The organism is Streptomyces sp. NPDC059679, assembly GCF_042734105.1.
Classification (GTDB): Bacteria; Actinomycetota; Actinomycetes; order Streptomycetales; family Streptomycetaceae; genus Streptomyces.
Genome location: NZ_JBHWES010000058.1, coordinates 22,336 through 41,896, shown reverse-complemented (window position 1 = coordinate 41,896; position 19,561 = coordinate 22,336). Strand labels below are relative to the sequence as shown.

Below are 19,561 nucleotides of genomic sequence, written 5' to 3'. Positions count from 1 at the left end.
GCTAAGCTCTCTCTCGGTAGCGTGTCCGAGCGGCCTAAGGAGCACGCCTCGAAAGCGTGTGAGGGGGCAACTCCTCCGTGGGTTCAAATCCCACCGCTACCGCTCTGAAGTGCAAAGACAAGGGCCCCGACCTGATCAGGTCGGGGCCCTTGTCGCGCTCCGTCTCGTTTTCCGTCCCAGAACCGTCCCATTACCGTCCCAGTCCGGGCCCTGCGAGCCGTTCTCCGGCCGCGACGCGGTGTCTCCTCCTACGCTGTGACCACCGCCACATCACGCTTCTGGGGGGAACTGATGCTCCGACGAGCGGTACCGACACCTGGGATCACCGAAGAGGGCGCGGCGCCTGCCCGCCCCCCGCGGACGCGCCGGCTGTTCGCCTGGGCGTTGGATTTCGCCCTGGTCGTGGCAGTGGCCGTGCTGCTCGGCTGGTTCACCTTCCACCGGATCAGCGCCGAAGTGAGCGACGTGACGAGCCTCGCCGAAACCAGCGCTTGGCAGGTCATCACCTCGAACGGCGACTTGGCGGGGGCGGGTCAGGGCGTCGGGGAGTCGCTGTGGCGGCATGCTGTGACGGCCGTCCAACAGGGCTTTACCGCGCTGGTCGTGTTCACCTTCGCCTACCACTTCCTCTCGCTGGCCGTACTGGGCCGCACCCCGGGCCAGGCACTGACGGCCCTGTGTGTCGTCCGGCGCCGTGGCGGCGGGCGGCCCGGGCGGGGCCAGGCCGGAATACGCGCCGCCGTGACCGCGCTGGTCGACGTCGGCTGGTACGCGCTGGCCTGCTGCCTGCTGGCCGACGGCATGGTCGCGCTCTCGGTGCTGTGCTGGGTCGTCGCCGTGGCCTTCTTCGCGCTCAACGCGGCGCTGGCGCTCATGGGCTCCCGGAGGTCGCTGGCCGACCGGCTGGGTGGCGTCACGGTCACCAGCGCCTGGCAGGTCCGCGCCGCGCTCACCCGGCTCGGCGGTGCGGTGCGGCGGCGCGGTCAGCCGGAGTATTAGACGCCGCCCTGCCCTCGGCACGCGGCTCAGGTGCTACGCCGCAGGCCAGTCGTCGGGGCCGCCGCCGTGCCACTCGATGAGCCGCGGGTCGTCGATGGGGGCGTCCTCCGTGATCAGGCCCGCGCGGCGCAGTACGCCGCGCAGTTCATCGGCGCTGACGACGACCCCGACGTCAGCGCCGTCGATCATGACGCGGCGGCGCCCGTCGAGCGGCTCGTCCACCACCACCCGGGGCCGGTCCCTGGTCTTGTCCTCCATAGGACCAGCGTCGCCATGACCGACGCCGTCCGCACCTCGAACCCCAGGAGCGTTAGCCCACCCGGGCCCGGTCCTTGTCGAAGTCCAGGTCGAGCATCCGGATCGCGTTGCCCCGAAGGATCTTGTAGACGGTCTCCGGCGGCAGCCCGGCCACATGGTCGGCCGCGACCCGCTTGGTGTGCGGCCAGGTCGAGTCGACGTGCGGATAGTCGGTCTCGAAGGTCGCGTTGTCGACGCCGACGGTGTCCAGCGAGGCGACGCCGTGCTTGTCGCGGAAGAAGCAGCAGAAGATCTGCCGGTAGTAGTACGTGGACGGCGGCTCCGGGATCAGATCGCGCACCCCGCCCCAGGCCCGGTGCTCCTCCCAGACGTCGTCCGCGCGCTCCAGGGCGTACGGAATCCAGCCCATCTGGCCCTCGGCGTATGCGAGCTTCAGCCGCGGGAAGCGCACCAGGACGCCGCTGAAGAGGAAGTCCATCATCGACGCCATGGCGTTGTTGAAGCTCAAGGCCGCCTGGACGGCCGGCGGGGCGTCCGGTGAGGCGGCGGGCATCTGGGAGGACGATCCGATGTGCATGCACACGACCGTGCCCGTCGCCTCGCACTCGGCGAAGAACGGGTCCCAGTAGCCGCTGTGGATGCTCGGCAGCCCCAGGTACGTGGGGATCTCGCTGAACGTCACGGCGCGCACGCCACGGCCTGCGTTCCGGCGGATCTCCTGGACCGCCAGCTCCACGTCCCACAGCGGGATCAGGCACAGCGGAATCAGCCGCCCGCCGCTGTCCCCGCACCACTCCTCCACCATCCAGTCGTTGTACGCCCGGACGCAGGCCAGGCCGACCTCCTTGTCCTCGGCCTCGGCGAAGGTCTGGCCGCAGAAGCGCGGGAAGGTCGGGAAGCACAGCGAGGCCTCGACATGGTTCATCTCCATGTCTGCGAGCCGGGCCTTGGGGTCCCAGCAGCCGCGCCGCATCTGGTCGCGGGTGATGCCTTCGAGGGTCATCTCGTCGCGCGAGAAGCCGACCGCCGCGATGATCCGCTTGTACGGGAAGAGCAGCCCCTCGTACCGCCACCAGTCGGTCGGCGGGCCGTCCGGGTCGGTGGTGATCCGGTACTTGCCGCCGATGTAGGCCAGCTCGCCGATTCCGGCGGTCATGGGCTTGGGGCCGCGGTCCCGGTACTTGGCGGGCAGCCAGGTGTCGAAGAGGTGCGCGGGCTCGATCACATGGTCGTCCACGCTGATGACCATGGGCAGTTCGGTTGCGCCGTTCGTCTCGCCAGTCATGCCGTCCTCTCCCCTGGTGTCCGGGCGGGACCGGACACCCACTCATCTGACGGTCCGTCAGCTGGAGGGTACGGAGTAAGGCATCAACCAGCAAGAGAAACAGCGGCTCCCTGCCTGCGGCTCGCTGCTTACGAGTCCCTGCCCACGGCTCGCCCTACGACTCGCCGCCGGTGATCTCGACGTGGCGGGGCTTGGCGACCTCCGCCTTCGGGACGGTCAGGCCGAGGATTCCGTCGGCCAGCTTGGCGCTCACCTTGCCGGTGTTCACATCGCCGGGCAGCGTCATACGGAACTCGAACCGCCCGGTGCGGCGCGTGCTGCGGCGCAGCACCCCGGGGCGCTCCGGCTCCTTCAGCTCACCGGAGACGGTCAGCTCGCGCTCGCGGACCTGGATGTCGATGTCCTCCCGGCGGGCGCCGGGCAGCTCGAGCTCGACCGTGTAGGCATCGCTGCCCTCGGCCACCTCGACCGGCGGCATCCACGCCCGTTCCGCCGCGGCGGGCAGCGCGGCACCACCGACGGCGGATTCCAGCAGCGTGCCCATCTGGTCGAAGAGCTCGTCGAACTCCGCCATTGGGTTCCGCCATCTGGAGAGCCGATGTTCGACCGGCAAACCGGCTCGTCCTCGTCGTACGGGCACGCTCATCCCCGGTCACCTTCCCTTCTCGGCCCACTATTACGAATATTTGCCCCATATCTAGACTAAGTGAGGTAGCAGGAAGGAGTCCCGATGAGTGGCGGCGGCCCCGTTGTGGCCGGAGTCGACGGTTCCGAGCCCAGTCTGGCGGCGGCGGAGTGGGCCGCCGGGGAAGCGCTGGACCGAGCGGTTCCACTGCTGCTTCTGCACGCCTCCCCGCCGCTTCCGCCCCGGGTCTCCCCGGTGCCGGGCGAGGACGCCTGGGGATACGTCGGCGAGCAGATGATCCGGCAGGCCGCGGCGGACCTCGCCGAGCGCCGTCCGGGCCTGGAGGTGACCGGTGAACACGTCGCCACGGCCGCGGACGAGGCCCTGCTCACGGCGGCGGGGAGCGCCGGGCTCATGGTCGTGGGGGCGCGCGGCTGGGGCGGCTTCGACGGGCTTGCGGTGGGGTCCGTGGCGCTGCGGGTGGCGACGGCCGCCGACTGCCCGGTGGTGACGGTTCGGGAGGGCCCCACGGACAGGGAAACGGACCGGGAAGCGGAGGTCGTGGCCGCCCTCGACGTACAGGGCCAGTTGGCCGAAACCGCCGACTTCGCCTTCCGCGCCGCCCTGGCGCACAAGGCCCGGCTGCGCGTGGTGCATGCGTGGGCACTGCCCGCCGCCGCCCCCTCCGCCTGGATGATCGGCGTCCTCGAGGAGGACCGCGGCATGTGGGAGGACCAGGAGAGCCAGGCGATGTCCGACGCCCTGCGGCCCTGGCGTACGAGATATCCGCAGGTCGAGGTCTTCCCGGACATCGTTCTGCTCAACCCGGCGCAGGCGCTGGTCAGATCGTCCGCGCGGGCGCTGCTGCTGGTCGTCGGCCGCCGTACGGCCGACCGGGTCGCCGAGCGGCACCTGGGGCCGATCGCCCACGCCGTACTGCACCACGCCCACTGTCCGGTCGCGGTGGTCCCGCATCCCGCCTGATACGACCCAATGCCCCAATGACATCGGCATCAGCCGAAGAAGACGCCGAACTCCGCATAGACGGCCGGGTCCACGCCCTTGGTCCCCACCGTGACCTCGGACAGCGGCACGCGCACGACGTCCGTGCCGCGCAGCGCGACCATCGTGCCGAAGTCCCGCTCGTACACCGCGTCGATCGCGCGCAGCCCGAACCGCGTCGCCAGCCAGCGGTCGAAGGCGCTGGGGGTGCCACCGCGCTGGATGTGTCCGAGGACGGTGGTACGGGCCTCCTTGCCCGTGCGGTCGGAGATCTCCCGCGCCAGCCACTCCCCGATGCCGGACAGCCGCACATGGCCGAACTCATCGAGCGAGGAGTCCTTCACCACCATCTGCCCCTCCTTCGGGACCGCACCCTCGGCCACCACGACGATCGGGGCGTACCGGATCTTGAAGCGGCTCTCCACCCATTCGCAGACCTGGTTCACGTCGAACGGCTGCTCGGGGATGAGGATGACGTTGGCGCCGCCCGCGATGCCCGAGTGCAGCGCGATCCAGCCCGCGTGCCGGCCCATGACCTCGACGACCAGCGTCCGGGTGTGCGACTCGGCGGTGGTGTGCAGCCGGTCGATGGCCTCGGTCGCGATGTTGACCGCGGTGTCGAAGCCGAAGGTGTAGTCGGTGCCGGCGACGTCGTTGTCGATGGTCTTGGGCACGCCGACCACGTCGATCCCCTCGCCCGCCAGCACCGCGCCGACCCCGAGCGTGTCCTCGCCGCCGATCGCGATGAGCGCGTCGACCCCGTACGCCTCCAGGTTCTCCCGCACCCGGGCCACCCCGTCCTCGCTCGCCAGCGGATTGGTCCGGGAGGAGCCGAGAATGGTCCCGCCGCGCGGGAGGATGCCGCGTACGGCGGGGATGTCCAGCGGCACGATCCCGCCCTCCAGGGCGCCGCGCCAGCCGTCCCGTACGCCGACGAATTCGAAGCCGCACTCCTGTACGCCCTTGCGGACGATCGCGCGGATCGCCGCGTTGAGGCCCGGGCAGTCGCCACCGCCGGTCAGCACACCGACCCGCATCTGAGCCCCCTTCCTCTTCGCCGCCCTTCTCTTTCCAGAATCCACCTTTATGCCGGAGACACGAATTGATTAGTAGGACTGATGAGACCACTGCGCCAAACGTGTGGATAGACTCACGCGACCATGCAAGGGCCGCAGGGGAGGCAGCACGAGATGGCACAGGCGAAGAAAGTCGCGCTCTACATGCTCATCGTCTTCGTGCTGTACACGATCATCAACAGCCCGGCGCGCGCGGCCGACCTGGTCCAGGTGGGCTTCGAGGGGATATCGGACGCCGCCAAGAGCGTCGGTGAGTTCATGACAGAACTGGTCAACTGACCGACGGAGCTCCAGGCCCCTGGCCCACCCCGCCGGGGGTCGCCGCATATCCGCGCACGCCCCGGCGCACACCCCCGCACCCACCCCACCCTTCGAACACCCGGCAACCCCACCACCAACACGTAGTAATGCGGTGCTTGCACACAGTGCACATGTCTTGTGATGCTATGACCGCTTTGCCGGGTGAGTACATCGTGAAGGGGTGGCGTGACCGTGTCGGCCCGTACCGCGCCCAGAACGCCGCCCCAGGGCGACGGCGGCAGCGACAGCGGCAGAAGCCGCGGGGCGGACGCCAGGGCGCTCACCCAGGTGCTGTTCGCCGAGCTCTCCTGCCTGACGCCCGGCACCCCCGAACACGCGCGGGTACGGGACGCGCTGATCGAGGCCAATCTGCCGCTGGTGCGCTACGCCGCGGCCCGGTTCCGCAGCCGCAACGAGCCGATGGAGGACGTGGTCCAGGTCGGCACGATCGGCCTGATCAACGCGATCGACCGGTTCGACCCGGAGCGCGGTGTGCAGTTCCCGACCTTCGCCATGCCGACCGTGGTCGGCGAGATCAAGCGCTACTTCCGCGACAACGTCCGCACCGTCCATGTGCCGCGCCGGCTGCATGAGCTGTGGGTGCAGGTCAACGGCGCGACCGAGGATCTGACGGTGCTGCACGGCAGATCCCCCACCACGGCCGAGATCGCCGAACGGCTCGGTCTCGGCGAGGACGAGGTGCTGGCCTGCATCGAGGCCGGTCGCTCGTACCACGCGACCTCACTGGAGGCCGCCCAGGAGGGCGACGGGCTGCCGGGGCTGGTCGACCGGCTCGGCTACGAGGATCCGGCGCTCGCCGGAGTCGAACACCGCGATCTGGTGCGGCACCTCCTCGTCCAACTGCCGGAGCGCGAGCAGCGCATCCTTTTGCTCCGTTACTACAGCAATCTGACTCAATCTCAGATCAGCGCCGAGCTCGGCGTCTCACAGATGCATGTCTCCCGGCTGCTGTCCCGCAGCTTTGCCAGGCTCAGGTCCGCAAACCGGATCGAGTCATAACCGGGACGGGGGAGCCCTCCCTCACTCCTTCCGGGCAGTAATGTCGACATGGCGCTACAGCGTGTTGCCGACATGTGACATTCTGCAGGAACCGCGTTTGCCGCGGCCTCACCTCCGGTATTCAGGGGGAGGCTGCGTTCGACGCAACGAGCGCAGCCGGGATCCGTCCGCGACCCAAAGGGGGTGGCATGTCCGTAGAACTGGGCAGCTCGAAGGTGCTCACCAACGACGCACCGCACGTGCTCGACGACGGCGACGCCATCGACACCCGCACCCTCTCCCGCTCCCTGTTTCTGCGGCTCGCCGCGCTCGACCGGGACAGCGCGGAGCGCACCTACGTACGTGACACCCTCATCGAGCTGAACCTCCCGCTGGTGCGCTATGCGGCGGCCCGCTTCCGCAGCCGCAACGAGCCGATGGAGGACATCGTCCAGGTCGGCACGATCGGTCTGATCAAGGCGATCGACCGGTTCGACTGCGAGCGGGGCGTCGAGTTCCCGACCTTCGCCATGCCGACCGTCGTGGGCGAGATCAAGCGCTTCTTCCGCGACACCAGCTGGTCGGTGCGGGTGCCGCGGCGGCTCCAGGAGCTGCGCCTCGCCCTCACCAAGACCAGCGACGAGCTGTCCCAGAAGCTCGACCGCTCCCCGACCGTCACCGAACTCGCCACCGCGCTCGGCGTCTCGGAGGAGGACGTGGTCGACGGGCTGGCGGTGGGCAACGCCTACACCGCCTCCTCGCTCGACTCCCCGTCCCCCGAGGACGACGGCGGCGAGGGGTCGCTGGCCGACCGGCTCGGCTACGAGGACAGCGCGCTCGAGGGCGTGGAGTACCGGGAGTCCCTGAAGCCGCTGCTGGCCAAACTCCCGCCGCGCGAGCGCCAGATCATCATGCTCCGCTTCTTCGCCAATATGACGCAGTCGCAAATCGGCGAAGAGGTCGGGATCTCCCAGATGCATGTCTCACGGCTGCTGACGCGGACTCTGGCGCAGCTGCGGGAAGGGCTCATCGCCGACTGAGACGCCGGTAACGCGTCAGCGGTGACGCACCGCTGACGCGCCGTCATCGGGCCGGTGCCCGGCTGCCGCACGACCCTGTACACCTGATGGGTCGTCAGCCACACTGGCCCGATGCGATATGCGTGGAGCCGGACAACGGGACGCCGGGGCACGGCGATCGCCTCCTCGGCGGCCGCGCTGTGCCTGGGCGCGCTGCTCAGCGGCTGCGCCGGCGGCGACGACGGATATCTCGCGGCCGAAGCGGCCGGGCCGAACGAACCCAGCGCCACGTCCGCACCGTCCGGGGGCGGTGTGAAGCTGGTGCCGCTCGACGGCGACGGTACGGGAGACGGCAAGGGAAAGAACTCCGGCCGCGACGGGAACGGGCGCTCCTCCGGGCCCGGGGACACGAAGACCTCGGGCGCGCCGGACGCCTCGTCCGGGCGGGACGGGGCCGCCGCGACGGGTAGGCCCGGCAAGTCCCCGGGGAGAACACCAGGGCGGACAGGCGCCGACGGCGGCGGCGACCAGACCGGCGGCGCCCATGACGGCACCGGCGGCGGAAGCGGCTCAGGCGGCTCCGGGCCCGCCGGCGGCTCCGGCGGTTCGGGAAGTACGGACGACCCTCAGTCCACGCCCGGCTCACCCTCCACCCCGACCGGCCCGGCCGTGCTGAAGATCGGCGATCTGGTGCGCGCGGCAGCCGACGACCGCTGGTGCGAGAAGGTGACCGTCGAGTTCCGCAACACCGGGGGCACCCCCGTGACCTCGGGAACGATCACCTTCGCGACCCACATCATCGACGTCCTCGGCATCGACTGGGCGACGATCGAGTCGAAGCGCACCCTGCCGGTGCCGATTCTGGCGGGCGGGAAGAAGGAGAAGACCTGGGAAGTGTGCGTGGACGACTGGCGGGTGCCGCTCGGCATGCACATCGAGACCCAGGACGCCTCCGTGAGCTGGCCCAAGGACTAGGCCGGGGACCAGTCCGAGAATTAGGCCAGGGCCAGCCAGGCGACCCCGGCGACGACCGCGATCGCGACGATCACACCGACGATCACACCGATGCGCGGGCCGCCGGAGGAAGAGGGAGCGGCCGCTCGCTGCTGCTGCCGCCCGCCCTCGTCATCGACAAAGGCCCGGAACATCTGGGTCGAGCCGGCCGGGTCGTAGTTGCCCTCAGGACCTTGGGGGTTGTTCGCCATGGCCCACGACCCTAGCGAATGAGCGCATTCCCGCACACCCCCGGGCCCCACCGCTCCCGAACACCCCGCCCGCACCACTGGCGGGCCCCTTGACCGCCCCCTGGGTGAGCCTTTGCGGGCAATTTACTCAGCGAAGCCCGATTTAATTTGCCTGCAGCAACTAACCACCCCTATGGTTGCCCTAAGCAACCGATAGCCTCCGACAGCCCCTGGAGTCGCCATGGCCGCACCGAGTCAGTACGAGGAGCTGGCACGGCAACTCAGCGCCATCGGCACCGTCAAACGAGGGCTGTCGCGCGTCCTCCCCCCTGACTGCGCTGCCGGCTCGGCCATCGTCCTGATGCTGCTCAACCGCTTCGGCGAAATGCGCATGAGCAAACTGGCCGAGCTGCTCGACATCGATATGTCGGTCACGAGCCGCCATGTCGCACACGTCGCCGAGCGCGGCTGGATCGACCGGAAGCCGGATCCACAGGACCGGCGGTCCCGGCTGCTGAGCCTCAACGCAAGCGGCGAGAAGCTGCTCAACGAGGTGTCCGAGCGCTATACGCAGGCCCTCGCCGCCTGTCTGAGCGACTGGTCCGACGACGACGTCGGCCGCCTCAACGAACTACTCGCCCGGCTGCGGACGGATTTCGGCGACACCAGGTCCCGGGTTCCCCAGCTCTTGGACGAGAGCACCACCCGTACACCAACGCAACGATAGGAACTCCATGGCAACGACCACACCGGACGGCGGTGTGCGGGGACCCGCGGGGCACCCCGCCCATGCCAAGCCTGGAGGCGGAGGCCACCGCGGTCACCACGGCCACGGCTCCGACTCGACGGCTCCGATGACCCACCGGCAGATCATGGAGGCGCTGTCCGGGCTGTTGCTCGGCATATTCGTCGCGATCCTCTCCTCGACGATCGTCTCGAACGCCCTCCCGGAGATCATCGCCGACCTGCACGGCAGCCAGTCCTCGTACACCTGGGTGGTCACCGCCGCCCTGCTGTCGATGACCGCCACCACCCCGCTGTGGGGCAAGCTCTCCGACCTGTTCAGCAAGAAGCTCCTCGTCCAGATATCGCTGGTCATCTATGTGGCCGGCTCCGTGGTCGCCGGGCTCTCACAGAGCGCGGGCATGCTGATCGCCTGCCGTGTGGTGCAGGGCATCGGAGTGGGCGGTCTGTCGGCCCTCGCCCAGATCGTGATGGCCGCGATGATCTCCCCGCGCGAGCGCGGCCGCTACAGCGGCTACCTCGGCGCGACCTTCGCGGTGGCGACCGTCGGCGGTCCGCTGCTGGGCGGCGTGATCACCGACACCTCCTGGCTCGGCTGGCGCTGGTGCTTCTACGTCGGTGTGCCGTTCGCCGTCATCGCGCTGATCGTGCTGCAGAAGACCCTGAAGCTGCCGGTCGTCAAGCGTGAGGTCAAGGTCGACTGGGGCGGTGCCTTCTTCATCAGCGCCGCTGTCTCACTGCTGCTGATCTGGGTGACCTTCGCGGGTGACAAGTACGACTGGATCTCCTGGCAGACCTACGCCATGGTCGGCGGCTCGATCGCCCTCGGACTGATCTTCATCCTGATCGAGAGCAAGGCCAGCGAGCCGATCATCCCGCTGCGGCTGTTCCGCAACAAGACGATCGCCCTGGCGTCGCTCGCCTCGCTGTTCGTCGGTGTCGCGATGTTCGCCGGGACCGTCTTCTTCAGCCAGTACTTCCAGCTGGCGCGGGACAAGACGCCGACCATGTCCGGTGTGCTGACCATCCCGATGATCGGTGGTCTGTTCATCTCCTCGACCGTCTCGGGCCAGGTCATCACCAAGACAGGCCGCTGGAAGGCGTGGCTGGTCACCGGCGGTGTGCTGGTCACCGCGGGCCTGGGGCTGCTGGGCACCATGCGGTACGACACGCCGTACTGGCACCTGGCCATCTTCATGGCGCTCATGGGCCTCGGCATCGGCATGATGATGCAGAACCTGGTCCTGGCCACCCAGAACCAGGTGGCCCCGCAGGACCTGGGCTCGGCCAGCGCCGTCGTCACCTTCTTCCGCTCCCTGGGCGGTGCGGTCGGTGTCTCGGCGCTCGGCGCGGTGCTCGGCAACCGCGTCACCGACTACGTCAAGGACGGCCTGACCGAGCTCGGCCCCAAGGGCAAGGCGCTCGCCCAGAGCGGCGCCGGTGGCGGCGCGATCCCCGACCCGGACAAGCTCCCGGAGCCGCTGCGCACCATCATGGAGAGCGCGTACGGACACGGCATCGCGGATGTCTTCCTGTACGCCTCGGGGGCCGCGCTGCTGGCCTTCTTCGTCACGCTGTTCATCAAGGAGGTCCCGCTGAAGACCCGGTCGGGTGCGCAGGCTTCTTCCGACGAGGCCGCCCAGGCCGCGGCCCCGGCGGACCAGGACCTGGCGGCGAGCGCCACAAGCCCCGAGGCCGCCACAGCTGCCACGGCCGCCATGGAGCAGCTCGAGCCCGCGCTCGTGGGCGCTCCGGCCGCGGACTCGTCCGACCCCGCGTCGGAGTACGCCCTGGCGGACGCGTCCGCCACGCAGCGGCTCGCCGCGTACGCCTCCGCCGGAGACGGCGGCGCCGGACATCACCCCCGGCAGGGCGTGCACGGCTTCGTCCGGAACGCCGACCGCAGCGCGGTCCCGCGCGCCGCGGTCACGCTGATCTCGCTGAACGGCCGGCAGCTGGGCCGTTCCGTGGCCCACGTGGACGGCTCGTACGCCCTGGACGCGCCGGGCTCCGGCACCTACGTCCTGATCGCGGCCGCCGACGGCCACCAGCCGCAGGCGTCGACCGTGGTCGTCGGCGACGAACCGCTCGCCTTTGACGTCGTACTGGCGGCGACCAGCGGCCTGGCGGGCAGCGTGCGCGGCGCCGCCGACGGGCTGCCGGTCGAGGCGGCGATGGTCGTGGTCACCGATGTCCGCGGCGAGGTGCTGGCCACCGGGAAGACCGGTGAGCAGGGCGACTTCAGCTTCGAGGAGCTGGTCCCCGGGACCTTCACGGTCGCGGTGAACGCCGCCGGCTTCCGGCCCGCCGCGCTGCCCGTCGAGGTCGGCGCCCAGGGCCTGACCCGGGTCGAGATCGCGCTGCAGGCCGGTGCGCGGGTGCAGGGCGTGGTACGGGCCGGGGCCGACCGGCGGCCGCTGCCGGACGCGCGGGTCACGCTGGTGGACGCCGCCGGGAACGTGGTCGCCACCGCGACGACCGGGGAGGACGGGGCGTACGCCTTCACCGACCTGAACGCGGGCGACTACACGGTCATCGCGAGCGGCTACCCGCCGGTCGCGGGCGCGCTGACGGTCCAGGGGCAGGGAGTCGACGGACACGACGTCGAGCTCGCCCATCCCCTCGACTGAGGGGCCCGAGGGGCCCGAGGGGCCTGAAGGAAAGACCCCCGGGGCCGGGGCGCGGCAGAGCGGAGACGCGCCCCGGCCCCGGCCGGGACGGCGCCGGAGCGCCGGTCCTGGAACCCGGATCCCGGCGGCGGTGTATAGCAGGTGAGAGCGAGCCTGCCAGGCAGGGGACGGCCTGACACCGCCGCCCGGGGTCCGGCGCACGACCACAGGACACACAGGCCACGAACCACACAAGCCACAAACGCAGACGGCACAGACGAGACAGCCCCGACAGAAACGGGAGCGGGAGCGAGAGCGAGAGGCGGCATGACGACCACTGCAGCAGAAACGGGCGGAAGCGCGAGCGGAGGGCTGCGCGCCCGGATCCGTACGCGCGACGGCTGGGCGGTGCAGCACGCCGTTCTGACCGTCACGGATATGACGGGCGCTCAGGTGCTGCGCGCCCAGGCCGACGAGGACGGCGCGGTGCGCACCCACGAGCCGCTGGCGCCCGGGCCGTACACGGTCATCGCCACCGCCGTGGGCTATGCCCCCGCCGCCTCGACCGCGATCGTCACGGCCTCGGGGCGCGTCGAGCTCGGCACGGTGGTGCTGGCCCGGCAGGGCGGGGTGGAGCTGCCGCCGCCCGGCGCATGGACGATCGACCCGGCGCATTCGACGGTGGGGGCCGTCGCACAGCATCTGGGCATCTCCAGCGTGCACGGCAGGTTCGCGGAGTTCAGCGGGCGTATCGACATAGCCGAGGACATTGAGAAGTCCGGCGTCGAGGCGGTCATCCAGGCCGCGAGCATCGACACGGGAAACGGTATGCGGGACGGCCATCTGAAGTCGGCCGACTTCCTGGACGTGGAGCGCTTCCCGGTCCTGACGTACCAGAGCACGGGGCTGACCCCGGCCGGTGCCGACCGCTGGACGGTGCACGGCAAGCTGTCCCTGCACGGCGTGATACGGGAGGTCGACCTGGACCTGACGTATTTGGGGACGGGCCCCGACCCATGGGGCGGGGTGCGGGCGGCCTTCCGCGCGACGGCGCAGCTGCGGCGCGAGGACTTCGCGATGAACTACAACCAGGTGGTCGCGGCGGGCATCGCCGCCATCGGCACGACGCTGCGGGTGGAGCTGGACATACAAGCAATTCAAGGGGGCCAGGCGGTGCAGGGCACGGAGCTGCCGGGCGCCTGAGGCGGGCGCGCCAGCCTCAGTCCTCGCCGTCTCCGCCGTCGCGGAGGGCCTCGATGCCGGCGATCGCACAGTCCAGGGCGAAGGTGAAGTCCCGCTCGCGCATCTCCTGGACGGTGCCGCCGCATCGGGCCTCCATGAGCGCCCGTGATTCGTCGAACTCCGGGCGGCCCTCGATGGCCGCCATCGTCTCGGCGAAGAGCTCGTCCTGGCTCATGCCCACGGCCCGGGAGCGGGCGGCGAAGCGGCCCTCGATGGTGCTGAAGCCGTAGACGAACTGGAAGACGAGGGCCAGCGCGCCCGGCACCTGCGACGCGGGCAGGCCGCTGTCGCGCACCACGCGCTGCACGGCGGTGGAGAAGACCATGGCGTTCGGCCCGATGTTCATGTACTCGCCCATCAGCGGGGACAGCCAGGGGTGGACGACCAGCAGCCTGCGGTATTCGGACGCGATCTGGCGCAGCTGATCGCGCCAGTCCCGTGCTCCGGTCTCCAGGTGCTCATAGCCCTCGACGTCCAGGTGCTCATAGCCCTCGACGGGTCCGAGGCTCCCCGCGGGGAGCGACATCTCGCCCATCGCCGCGTCGAGGGCGAGTTCGAGAAGTTGGTCCTTGGTCTCGACGTACCAGTAGACCGACATGGCGGTGACCTCCAGCTCGGCCGCCAGCCGGCGCATCGAGAACCCGGCCAGCCCCTCGGCGTCCAGCAGCCGGACCGTGGCCGCGACGATCTTCACATGGTCGAGCCCGGCCGGCTGCTGCTCCGCCTTGCGCTTCGGGGCCTTGCGTTCGGAGAGCCAGATGCTGGTCCGCGGACGGATGACACGGCTGCCTGTTGCCATGGCGCGCTCTCCTTCTTCCCTGCGCCAGGGCCGCGCGGCGTCAGACGCGCGGCCGGTGGCGTCTTACGTACCCGATGCTATGCCGCCACCCCTGTCTCCTGTGATCGTTCGGCCCGGCGCAGCAGTACCGCCGTCAGCACACCGCCCGCCAGCACGGCCGCCGAGCCGACCAGCTGGCTGGTCTGCACGCCGGAGGCGAAGGCGTCCGCGACGGAGGCCCGGTCCGCTTCGCTGTGCGCGGCGGCGTAGGCGGCCGGGAGCGAGCCGGCCCCGGTGGCGGCCGCGGGCAGCAGAGCGCCGAACCGGGAGTTGAGGATGGCGCCGAGGACGGCCACACCCAGGCCGTTGCCGAACTCGGTGAGCGTGCCGTTGACGCCCGCGCCCACCCCCGCCTTCTCCGGCGGGATCGCCGACATGATGGCCGTGGCCATCGCGGGCATGGAGACCGCGATGCCCGCCCCCATCACGACCAGTCCGAGGAACATCCCGCCGTAGCCGTCGGCACCGAGCGTGGCGATGAGGGCCAGCCCCACCGCCAGCAGACCCATTCCGCAGAGGATGGTGGCCGGGGTGCCGAGCTTGGTCAGCAGCCGGGCGCCGACGCCCGAGAGATTCAGCACGACGACCACCACCGCGAGCGGGGCGGTGCGCAGACCCGCGCCCAACGCGTCGTATCCGAGCACGAACTGCAGATGCTGGGTGAGCAGGAAGAGCGAGCCGCCCATGCCGAAGGCGACGAGGATGCCGCCCCCGACGGCCCCCACGAAGCGGCGGTCGCGGAAGAAGTGCATATCCAGCATCGGGTACGGGATCCGGCGCTCCCACAGCGCGAAGCCGGTCAGCACCACCACGCCCACGAAGGCCGACAGCAGCACCCGCTGGGACGTCCAGCCGTGCTCGGGCCCCGAGATGATCGCGAAGACGACGCCGGTCATGCCGATCGTGGACAGCAGCGCGCCGAGCAGATCGGGCCGGTCGCCGGTCGGGTTCTTCGACTCCGGCACCAGCCAGACGACCGCGGCGAGGCCGAGCAGCGCCACCGGGAGGTTGATCAGGAAGATCGAGCCCCACCAGAAGTGTTCGAGGAGCGTGCCGCCGATCAGCGGTCCCGCGGCGAACCCGAGCGAGCTGACCGCGCCCCATACGCCGATGGCCTTGGGGCGTTCCCCCTCGTCGAAGACCTGTACGACCACGGCGAGCGTGGTGGTCATCAGCAGCGCCCCGCCGATCCCCATGCCCGCGCGGGCGGCGATCAGCTGCTGCGGCCCCTGCGCCAGCGAACCGGCCAGCGAGCCGATCCCGAACAGGGCGAGCCCCGCGACGAGCATCTTCTTCCGGCCGTAGCGGTCGGCGGCGTTGCCCGCGGTGAGCAGCAGCCCGGACTGGACGAGCGAATAGGCGTTGATCATCCACTGGATGTCGGCCGTGGAGGCGTCCATCTCCTCGGTGAGGGAGGGGATCGCGACGTTGAGGATGGTGTTGTCGAGGAGCACGGTGAGCTGGGCGAGGCAGATGACGCCGAGAATCAGCCAGCGCTGGGGGTGTCCGCCGGTCTGCCGGCTGGGCGGGGTATCGGACATGGGGTCGGCGGTCTGCGCCGTCATGACTCTCCTTGCGCGCTTATACGGTGTACGGGCCCGGGGCGTCGTACACCGTACAGCGCTTCCCCTACGGCGTACAGGAGATTTCCGGAGAGGAACGCGAACGGGCCGGTGGCGGTGGGAATTCCTCCGCCACCGGCCCGTTGACCTGCGATGTTCAGCCGATCATCTGGGTATCCGGGTCACTTCGATGCCTTCTGGGTCAGGTCGTAGAGGGTGGTGCCGTCGACCGTCACCTTCTTGAAGTTGGCCTGGACCCACGAGCTGATCTTGGACGAGGTGCCGTTCCCGCCACCGGGGCCGCCGCCCATACCGCCCATGCCGCCCGAGCTGATGAAGTAGTGGATCTTCCCCTGCTTCACATACGCCTTGAACTGCGCGAGGGTCGGGGACGGGTCGCTGCCGTTGAAGCCGCCGATGGCCATCACCGGGTCCTCGGTGGCGAGTTGGTAACCCGCGGCGTTCTGCGAGCCGATCGCCGCGGCCACCCAGGTGTACGCGCCGGCGTTCTTCTCCAGCGCGGCCTTGACCTTGGAGCTGACGCTCGGGCCGTCCAGCAGACCGCCCATGCCACCGCCGCGCCGGCCGCCTTCGCCCATGCCGCCGGGCATCATGCCCTGCCGGTTGCCCTGCTGGCCTTGGCCGGTCTGGCCGTTCTGCTGGGACTGGCCGCCACCCGGGAAGCCACCGCCGGGGAAGCCACCGTTCTGACCGCCGTTCTGGCCGCCCTGCTGGCCGCCGGGGATCACGCCCTGCCGGCCGTTCTGCCCCGTACCGTTCTGCCCCGTACCGTTCTGCCCCGTACCGTTCTGCCCCGTACCCGTACCGTTCTGGCCCTGGGTGTTGCCGTTCCGCATCCCCGGCGGGCCGCCGTTGGCCCCGCCCGGGAAGCCGCCCGGACGGCCGCCGCCGGGGCCGCCCATGCCGCCCGACACCGCGGGACCGGCCGTGACGATCGAGCCGCCGTGCGGTGTGTCGACCGTGTTGAGCGTGTACGCGATGGGCCCGGCCAGCGACGCCGCGAGGCCGAGGCCCGCCACGCCCAGCGCCAGCCGCCCGCCCAGCCGCGACGCGACCAGCAGCCCGGCCGCCGCCGCGAGCCCGGCGATCAGCACCGCCCAGCGCAGCCAGGGGTGCCAGTCGGAGGAGCGGTTCAGCAGCACGTACGACCAGATGGCCGTCACCGCGACCGTGGCGGCGAGCACGATCGACGCCGCGGCGGTGGACCGCCGCTCCCACAGCATCGCCGCGCCCATGCCCACGATGGCCGCGATATACGGCGCGAGCGCGATGTTGTAGTACTGGTGGAAGATCCCGGACATGAAGCTGAAGGTGGCGAAGGTCATCAGCAGCGCCCCGCCCCACACCAGGAACGCCGAACGCCGGGTGTCCGTGCGCCTGGCCCGCCAGGTCAGCCAGATCCCCGCGAGCAGCAGGATGAAGGCCGCGGGCAGCAGCCAGGCGATCTGACCGCCCATGTCGGAGCTGAAGAGCCGGTCGATACCGGTCTCGCCCCACTGGCCGCCGCCGTTCCGGCCGCCGCCACCACCGCCGACGCTGCCGGTCTCGTTGCCGTTGATCCGGCCCAGGCCGTTGTAGCCGAAGGTCAGCTCCAGGAAGCTGTTGTCCTGCGAACCGCCGATGTACGGGCGCGAGGACTTCGGCCACAGCTCGACGATCGCCACCCACCAGCCGCCGGCGACGACCATCGCGAGCCCGCCGAGCAGCAGTTGGCCGATCCGCTTCCCGGGCTTCGCGGGCGCGCACACCGCGTACACCAGCGCCAGCGGCGGCAGGATCAGCCACGCCTGCAGCGTCTTGGTCAGAAACCCGAGCCCGAACCAGACCCCGGCCAGCACCAGCCACTTGGTGCGGGCGTCCTCCAGCGCGCGCAGCACGCAGTAGACCGCCGAGACCATCAGCAGGCACAGCAGCGCGTCGGGGTTGTTGAACCGGAACATCAGCGCCGCGACCGGGGTCACCGCCAGGGTCGCCGCCGCGATGAGCCCGGCGGCCGCGCTGAACCGGCGCCGTACCGCCGCGTAGAGCACACCGACCGTCGCCACGCCCATCAGCGCCTCGGGGACCAGGATCGCCCAGGAGCTGAGGCCGAACACCCGCACCGACAGGGCCATCGGCCACAGCGCGGCCGGGGGCTTGTCGACGGTGATGGAGTTCCCGGCGTCGGAGGAGCCGAAGAAGAACGCCTTCCAGCTCTCGCTGCCCGCCTGCACGGCGGCCGAGTAGAACTGGTTCGCATAGCCGGACGCGCCCAGGCTCCACAGATAGAGCACGGTGGTGACGGCCAGCAGACCCCATAGGGCGGGCCGCGCCCAGCGCGGGTCCTCGGGCCGGCCGCGCCACGCCCGGGCCAGGCGCGAGCCCTCCGGGGCCGCCGGCCGCGCGGGGGTCGCGGCCGGGGGAGCCGGGGGCGGCGGCCCCGCTGCGCGGAAGCCCTGGTCGTACGTCGTCATCGGGTGTTCCTAGAGTCGTGGTCGGTCAGGTTGAGGTCGCTCAGGGCGAGGTCGACGGCGGTCCCGTTCTGCTGGCTTTCCGAAGGGAAGACCCAGGCCCGGAAGAGCAGGAAGCGCAGGACGGTCGCGGCGAGGTTGGCCGCGATCAGGACGGCGAGTTCGGTGCTGTGCGCCGGGGTGCCGGAGGCGGCGGCGTCCAGCGCGGCCAGGGAGCCGCTGGTCAGGGCGAGGCCGATGCCGAACACCACCAGCCCCTGGGCCTGGTGACGCACCGCCCGGTCCCGGCCGCGTACGCCGAAGGTGAGCCTCCGGTTGGCCGCGGTGTTGCCGAGCGCCGACAGCAGCAGGGCCAGCGCGTTGGCGATCTGCGGGCCCGTGCCCAGCCGGAAGAGGGAGTAGAGCAGCAGGTAGACGAGCGTGCTGAGCGCGCCCACCACGCAGAAGCCGACCAGTTGCCGGGCCAGTCCGCCCGGGACCCCGCTCAGCCCGCGGTCGCGCGGATCGTCCCCGAAGGGGCGGCGCAGCCGGTCCAGCGGCAGCGCGCCGGTGGCCAGCGCGCGCCCCACCCGCCAGACGCCCTTGAGGTCTTCGGTGGCCGTCTTCACGATGTGGACCGTGCTGTTGGGGTCGTCGACCCAGTCCACCGGCACCTCGTGGATGCGCAGCCCGGCCCGTTCGGCCAGCACCAGCATCTCGGTGTCGAAGAACCACCCGGTGTCCTCGACCAGCGGCAGCAGCCGCTCGGCGACGTCCTTGCGGATCGCCTTGAAACCGCACTGGGCGTCGGAGAAGCGGGCGGCCAGGCTGCCGCGCAGGATGAGGTTGTACGCGCGCGAGATGAACTCCCGCTTGGGGCCGCGCACCACGCGCGAGCTGCGCGCCAGCCGCGACCCGATCGCCAGGTCGGAGTGGCCGGAGATGAGCGGGGCCACCAGCGGCAGCAGCGCGTTCAGGTCCGTGGACAGATCGACGTCCATGTACGCCAGCACCGGCGCCTGCGACATCGACCAGACCGTACGCAGCGCCCGCCCGCGGCCCTTCTGCTCCAGCCGGACCGCGATGACCTCGTCGATGGCGTCGTCGAGGTAGGCGGAGATCTCCGGGGTCCGGTCCGTGCTGGCGTTGTCCGCGATGGTGATGCGGAAGGCGTACGGGAAGGTGCGGGCCAGGTGGTCGTGCAGCCGCCGCACGCACCGCTCGAGGTCGGCCTCCTCGTTGTACACGGGGACCACGACGTCGAGCACCGGCTGGCTCCGGCCGACCGTCACATGCGCGCGAGCGGGCAAGGTCTGCAGGGGTGTCTCGGGCGGTGCCTCGAGAGGTGTGTGAGTTCGCATGGGGACGA

Annotated in this window: 18 protein-coding genes and 1 tRNA gene; 10 read left to right on the top strand and 9 right to left on the bottom strand. The window is 70.6% G+C overall.

Annotated elements, in window-relative coordinates; genetic code table 11:
• Positions 1–15: 15 nt before the first annotated feature.
• A tRNA-Ser gene (locus tag ACFV2X_RS41365) sits at positions 16–102 on the top strand.
• A gap of 189 nt (positions 103–291) precedes the next feature.
• Complete coding sequence (locus ACFV2X_RS41360; RefSeq protein ID WP_385626465.1) at positions 292–999, top strand: RDD family protein; 708 nt, start codon at positions 292–294, stop codon at positions 997–999.
• A 33-nt stretch (positions 1,000–1,032) separates the two neighbouring features.
• Here the strand turns inward: ACFV2X_RS41360 and ACFV2X_RS41355 are convergent, their stop codons facing one another.
• From ACFV2X_RS41355 to ACFV2X_RS41345, 3 genes are all read right to left on the bottom strand, one after another.
• Positions 1,033–1,257: a hypothetical protein gene (locus ACFV2X_RS41355; protein WP_385626464.1), complete on the bottom strand. Its 225-nt coding sequence runs from the start codon at positions 1,255–1,257 to the stop codon at positions 1,033–1,035.
• Positions 1,258–1,309: 52 nt separating this feature from the next.
• Complete coding sequence (locus tag ACFV2X_RS41350) at positions 1,310–2,542, bottom strand: amidohydrolase family protein (RefSeq protein WP_385626463.1); 1,233 nt, start codon at positions 2,540–2,542, stop codon at positions 1,310–1,312.
• Positions 2,543–2,696: 154 nt separating this feature from the next.
• Entirely contained in the window at positions 2,697–3,116 is a 420-nt protein-coding gene (locus ACFV2X_RS41345; protein ID WP_385626462.1) for an Hsp20/alpha crystallin family protein, read from the bottom strand.
• A gap of 156 nt (positions 3,117–3,272) precedes the next feature.
• Between ACFV2X_RS41345 and ACFV2X_RS41340 the strand changes: the two genes are divergently transcribed.
• Complete coding sequence (locus ACFV2X_RS41340) at positions 3,273–4,151, top strand: universal stress protein (RefSeq protein ID WP_385626461.1); 879 nt, start codon at positions 3,273–3,275, stop codon at positions 4,149–4,151.
• 29 nt (positions 4,152–4,180) lie between these two features.
• Here the strand turns inward: ACFV2X_RS41340 and ACFV2X_RS41335 are convergent, their stop codons facing one another.
• Entirely contained in the window at positions 4,181–5,206 is a 1,026-nt protein-coding gene (locus ACFV2X_RS41335; protein WP_385626460.1) for a 6-phosphofructokinase, read from the bottom strand.
• Positions 5,207–5,359: 153 nt separating this feature from the next.
• Here ACFV2X_RS41335 and ACFV2X_RS41330 point away from each other — a divergent pair, with 153 nt between their 5' ends.
• From ACFV2X_RS41330 to ACFV2X_RS41315, 4 genes are all read left to right on the top strand, one after another.
• Positions 5,360–5,524: a hypothetical protein gene (locus ACFV2X_RS41330; RefSeq protein ID WP_179285724.1), complete on the top strand. Its 165-nt coding sequence runs from the start codon at positions 5,360–5,362 to the stop codon at positions 5,522–5,524.
• A 207-nt stretch (positions 5,525–5,731) separates the two neighbouring features.
• Entirely contained in the window at positions 5,732–6,565 is an 834-nt protein-coding gene (locus ACFV2X_RS41325) for an RNA polymerase sigma factor SigF (protein ID WP_089514418.1), read from the top strand.
• A 188-nt stretch (positions 6,566–6,753) separates the two neighbouring features.
• Positions 6,754–7,584 (top strand): RNA polymerase sigma factor SigF, encoded by an 831-nt coding sequence (locus ACFV2X_RS41320; RefSeq protein WP_385626459.1) that lies wholly within the window; start codon positions 6,754–6,756, stop codon positions 7,582–7,584.
• A gap of 111 nt (positions 7,585–7,695) precedes the next feature.
• Positions 7,696–8,538: a hypothetical protein gene (locus tag ACFV2X_RS41315; protein WP_385626458.1), complete on the top strand. Its 843-nt coding sequence runs from the start codon at positions 7,696–7,698 to the stop codon at positions 8,536–8,538.
• Positions 8,539–8,558: 20 nt separating this feature from the next.
• Here ACFV2X_RS41315 and ACFV2X_RS41310 read toward each other — a convergent pair whose 3' ends face one another.
• Complete coding sequence (locus ACFV2X_RS41310) at positions 8,559–8,768, bottom strand: hypothetical protein (RefSeq protein ID WP_385626457.1); 210 nt, start codon at positions 8,766–8,768, stop codon at positions 8,559–8,561.
• 220 nt (positions 8,769–8,988) lie between these two features.
• Between ACFV2X_RS41310 and ACFV2X_RS41305 the strand changes: the two genes are divergently transcribed.
• From ACFV2X_RS41305 to ACFV2X_RS41295, 3 genes are all read left to right on the top strand, one after another.
• Positions 8,989–9,474 carry a MarR family winged helix-turn-helix transcriptional regulator gene (locus ACFV2X_RS41305; RefSeq protein ID WP_385626456.1) on the top strand — a complete coding sequence of 162 codons (486 nt, stop codon included), beginning with the start codon at positions 8,989–8,991 and terminating at the stop codon, positions 9,472–9,474.
• Between the two features lie 7 nt (positions 9,475–9,481).
• Entirely contained in the window at positions 9,482–12,121 is a 2,640-nt protein-coding gene (locus tag ACFV2X_RS41300) for an MFS transporter (protein WP_385626455.1), read from the top strand.
• A 306-nt stretch (positions 12,122–12,427) separates the two neighbouring features.
• Positions 12,428–13,303 carry a YceI family protein gene (locus ACFV2X_RS41295; protein WP_385626454.1) on the top strand — a complete coding sequence of 292 codons (876 nt, stop codon included), beginning with the start codon at positions 12,428–12,430 and terminating at the stop codon, positions 13,301–13,303.
• Positions 13,304–13,319: 16 nt separating this feature from the next.
• Here ACFV2X_RS41295 and ACFV2X_RS41290 read toward each other — a convergent pair whose 3' ends face one another.
• The 4 genes from ACFV2X_RS41290 to ACFV2X_RS41275 form a co-directional block, all read right to left on the bottom strand.
• The gene (locus ACFV2X_RS41290) at positions 13,320–14,141 is read right to left on the bottom strand and encodes a TetR/AcrR family transcriptional regulator (RefSeq protein WP_385626453.1); all 822 of its coding nucleotides are present in this window, start codon (positions 14,139–14,141) and stop codon (positions 13,320–13,322) included.
• A gap of 77 nt (positions 14,142–14,218) precedes the next feature.
• Positions 14,219–15,745: an MFS transporter gene (locus tag ACFV2X_RS41285; protein ID WP_385626452.1), complete on the bottom strand. Its 1,527-nt coding sequence runs from the start codon at positions 15,743–15,745 to the stop codon at positions 14,219–14,221.
• Positions 15,746–15,924: 179 nt separating this feature from the next.
• Positions 15,925–18,216, bottom strand: coding sequence for an ArnT family glycosyltransferase (locus ACFV2X_RS41280; protein ID WP_385626451.1), 2,292 nt, complete (start codon positions 18,214–18,216; stop codon positions 15,925–15,927).
• Positions 18,213–19,553, bottom strand: coding sequence for a glycosyltransferase (locus tag ACFV2X_RS41275; protein ID WP_385626450.1), 1,341 nt, complete (start codon positions 19,551–19,553; stop codon positions 18,213–18,215). The genes ACFV2X_RS41280 and ACFV2X_RS41275 overlap by 4 nt, the downstream gene beginning before the upstream one ends.
• Positions 19,554–19,561: the final 8 nt, after the last annotated feature.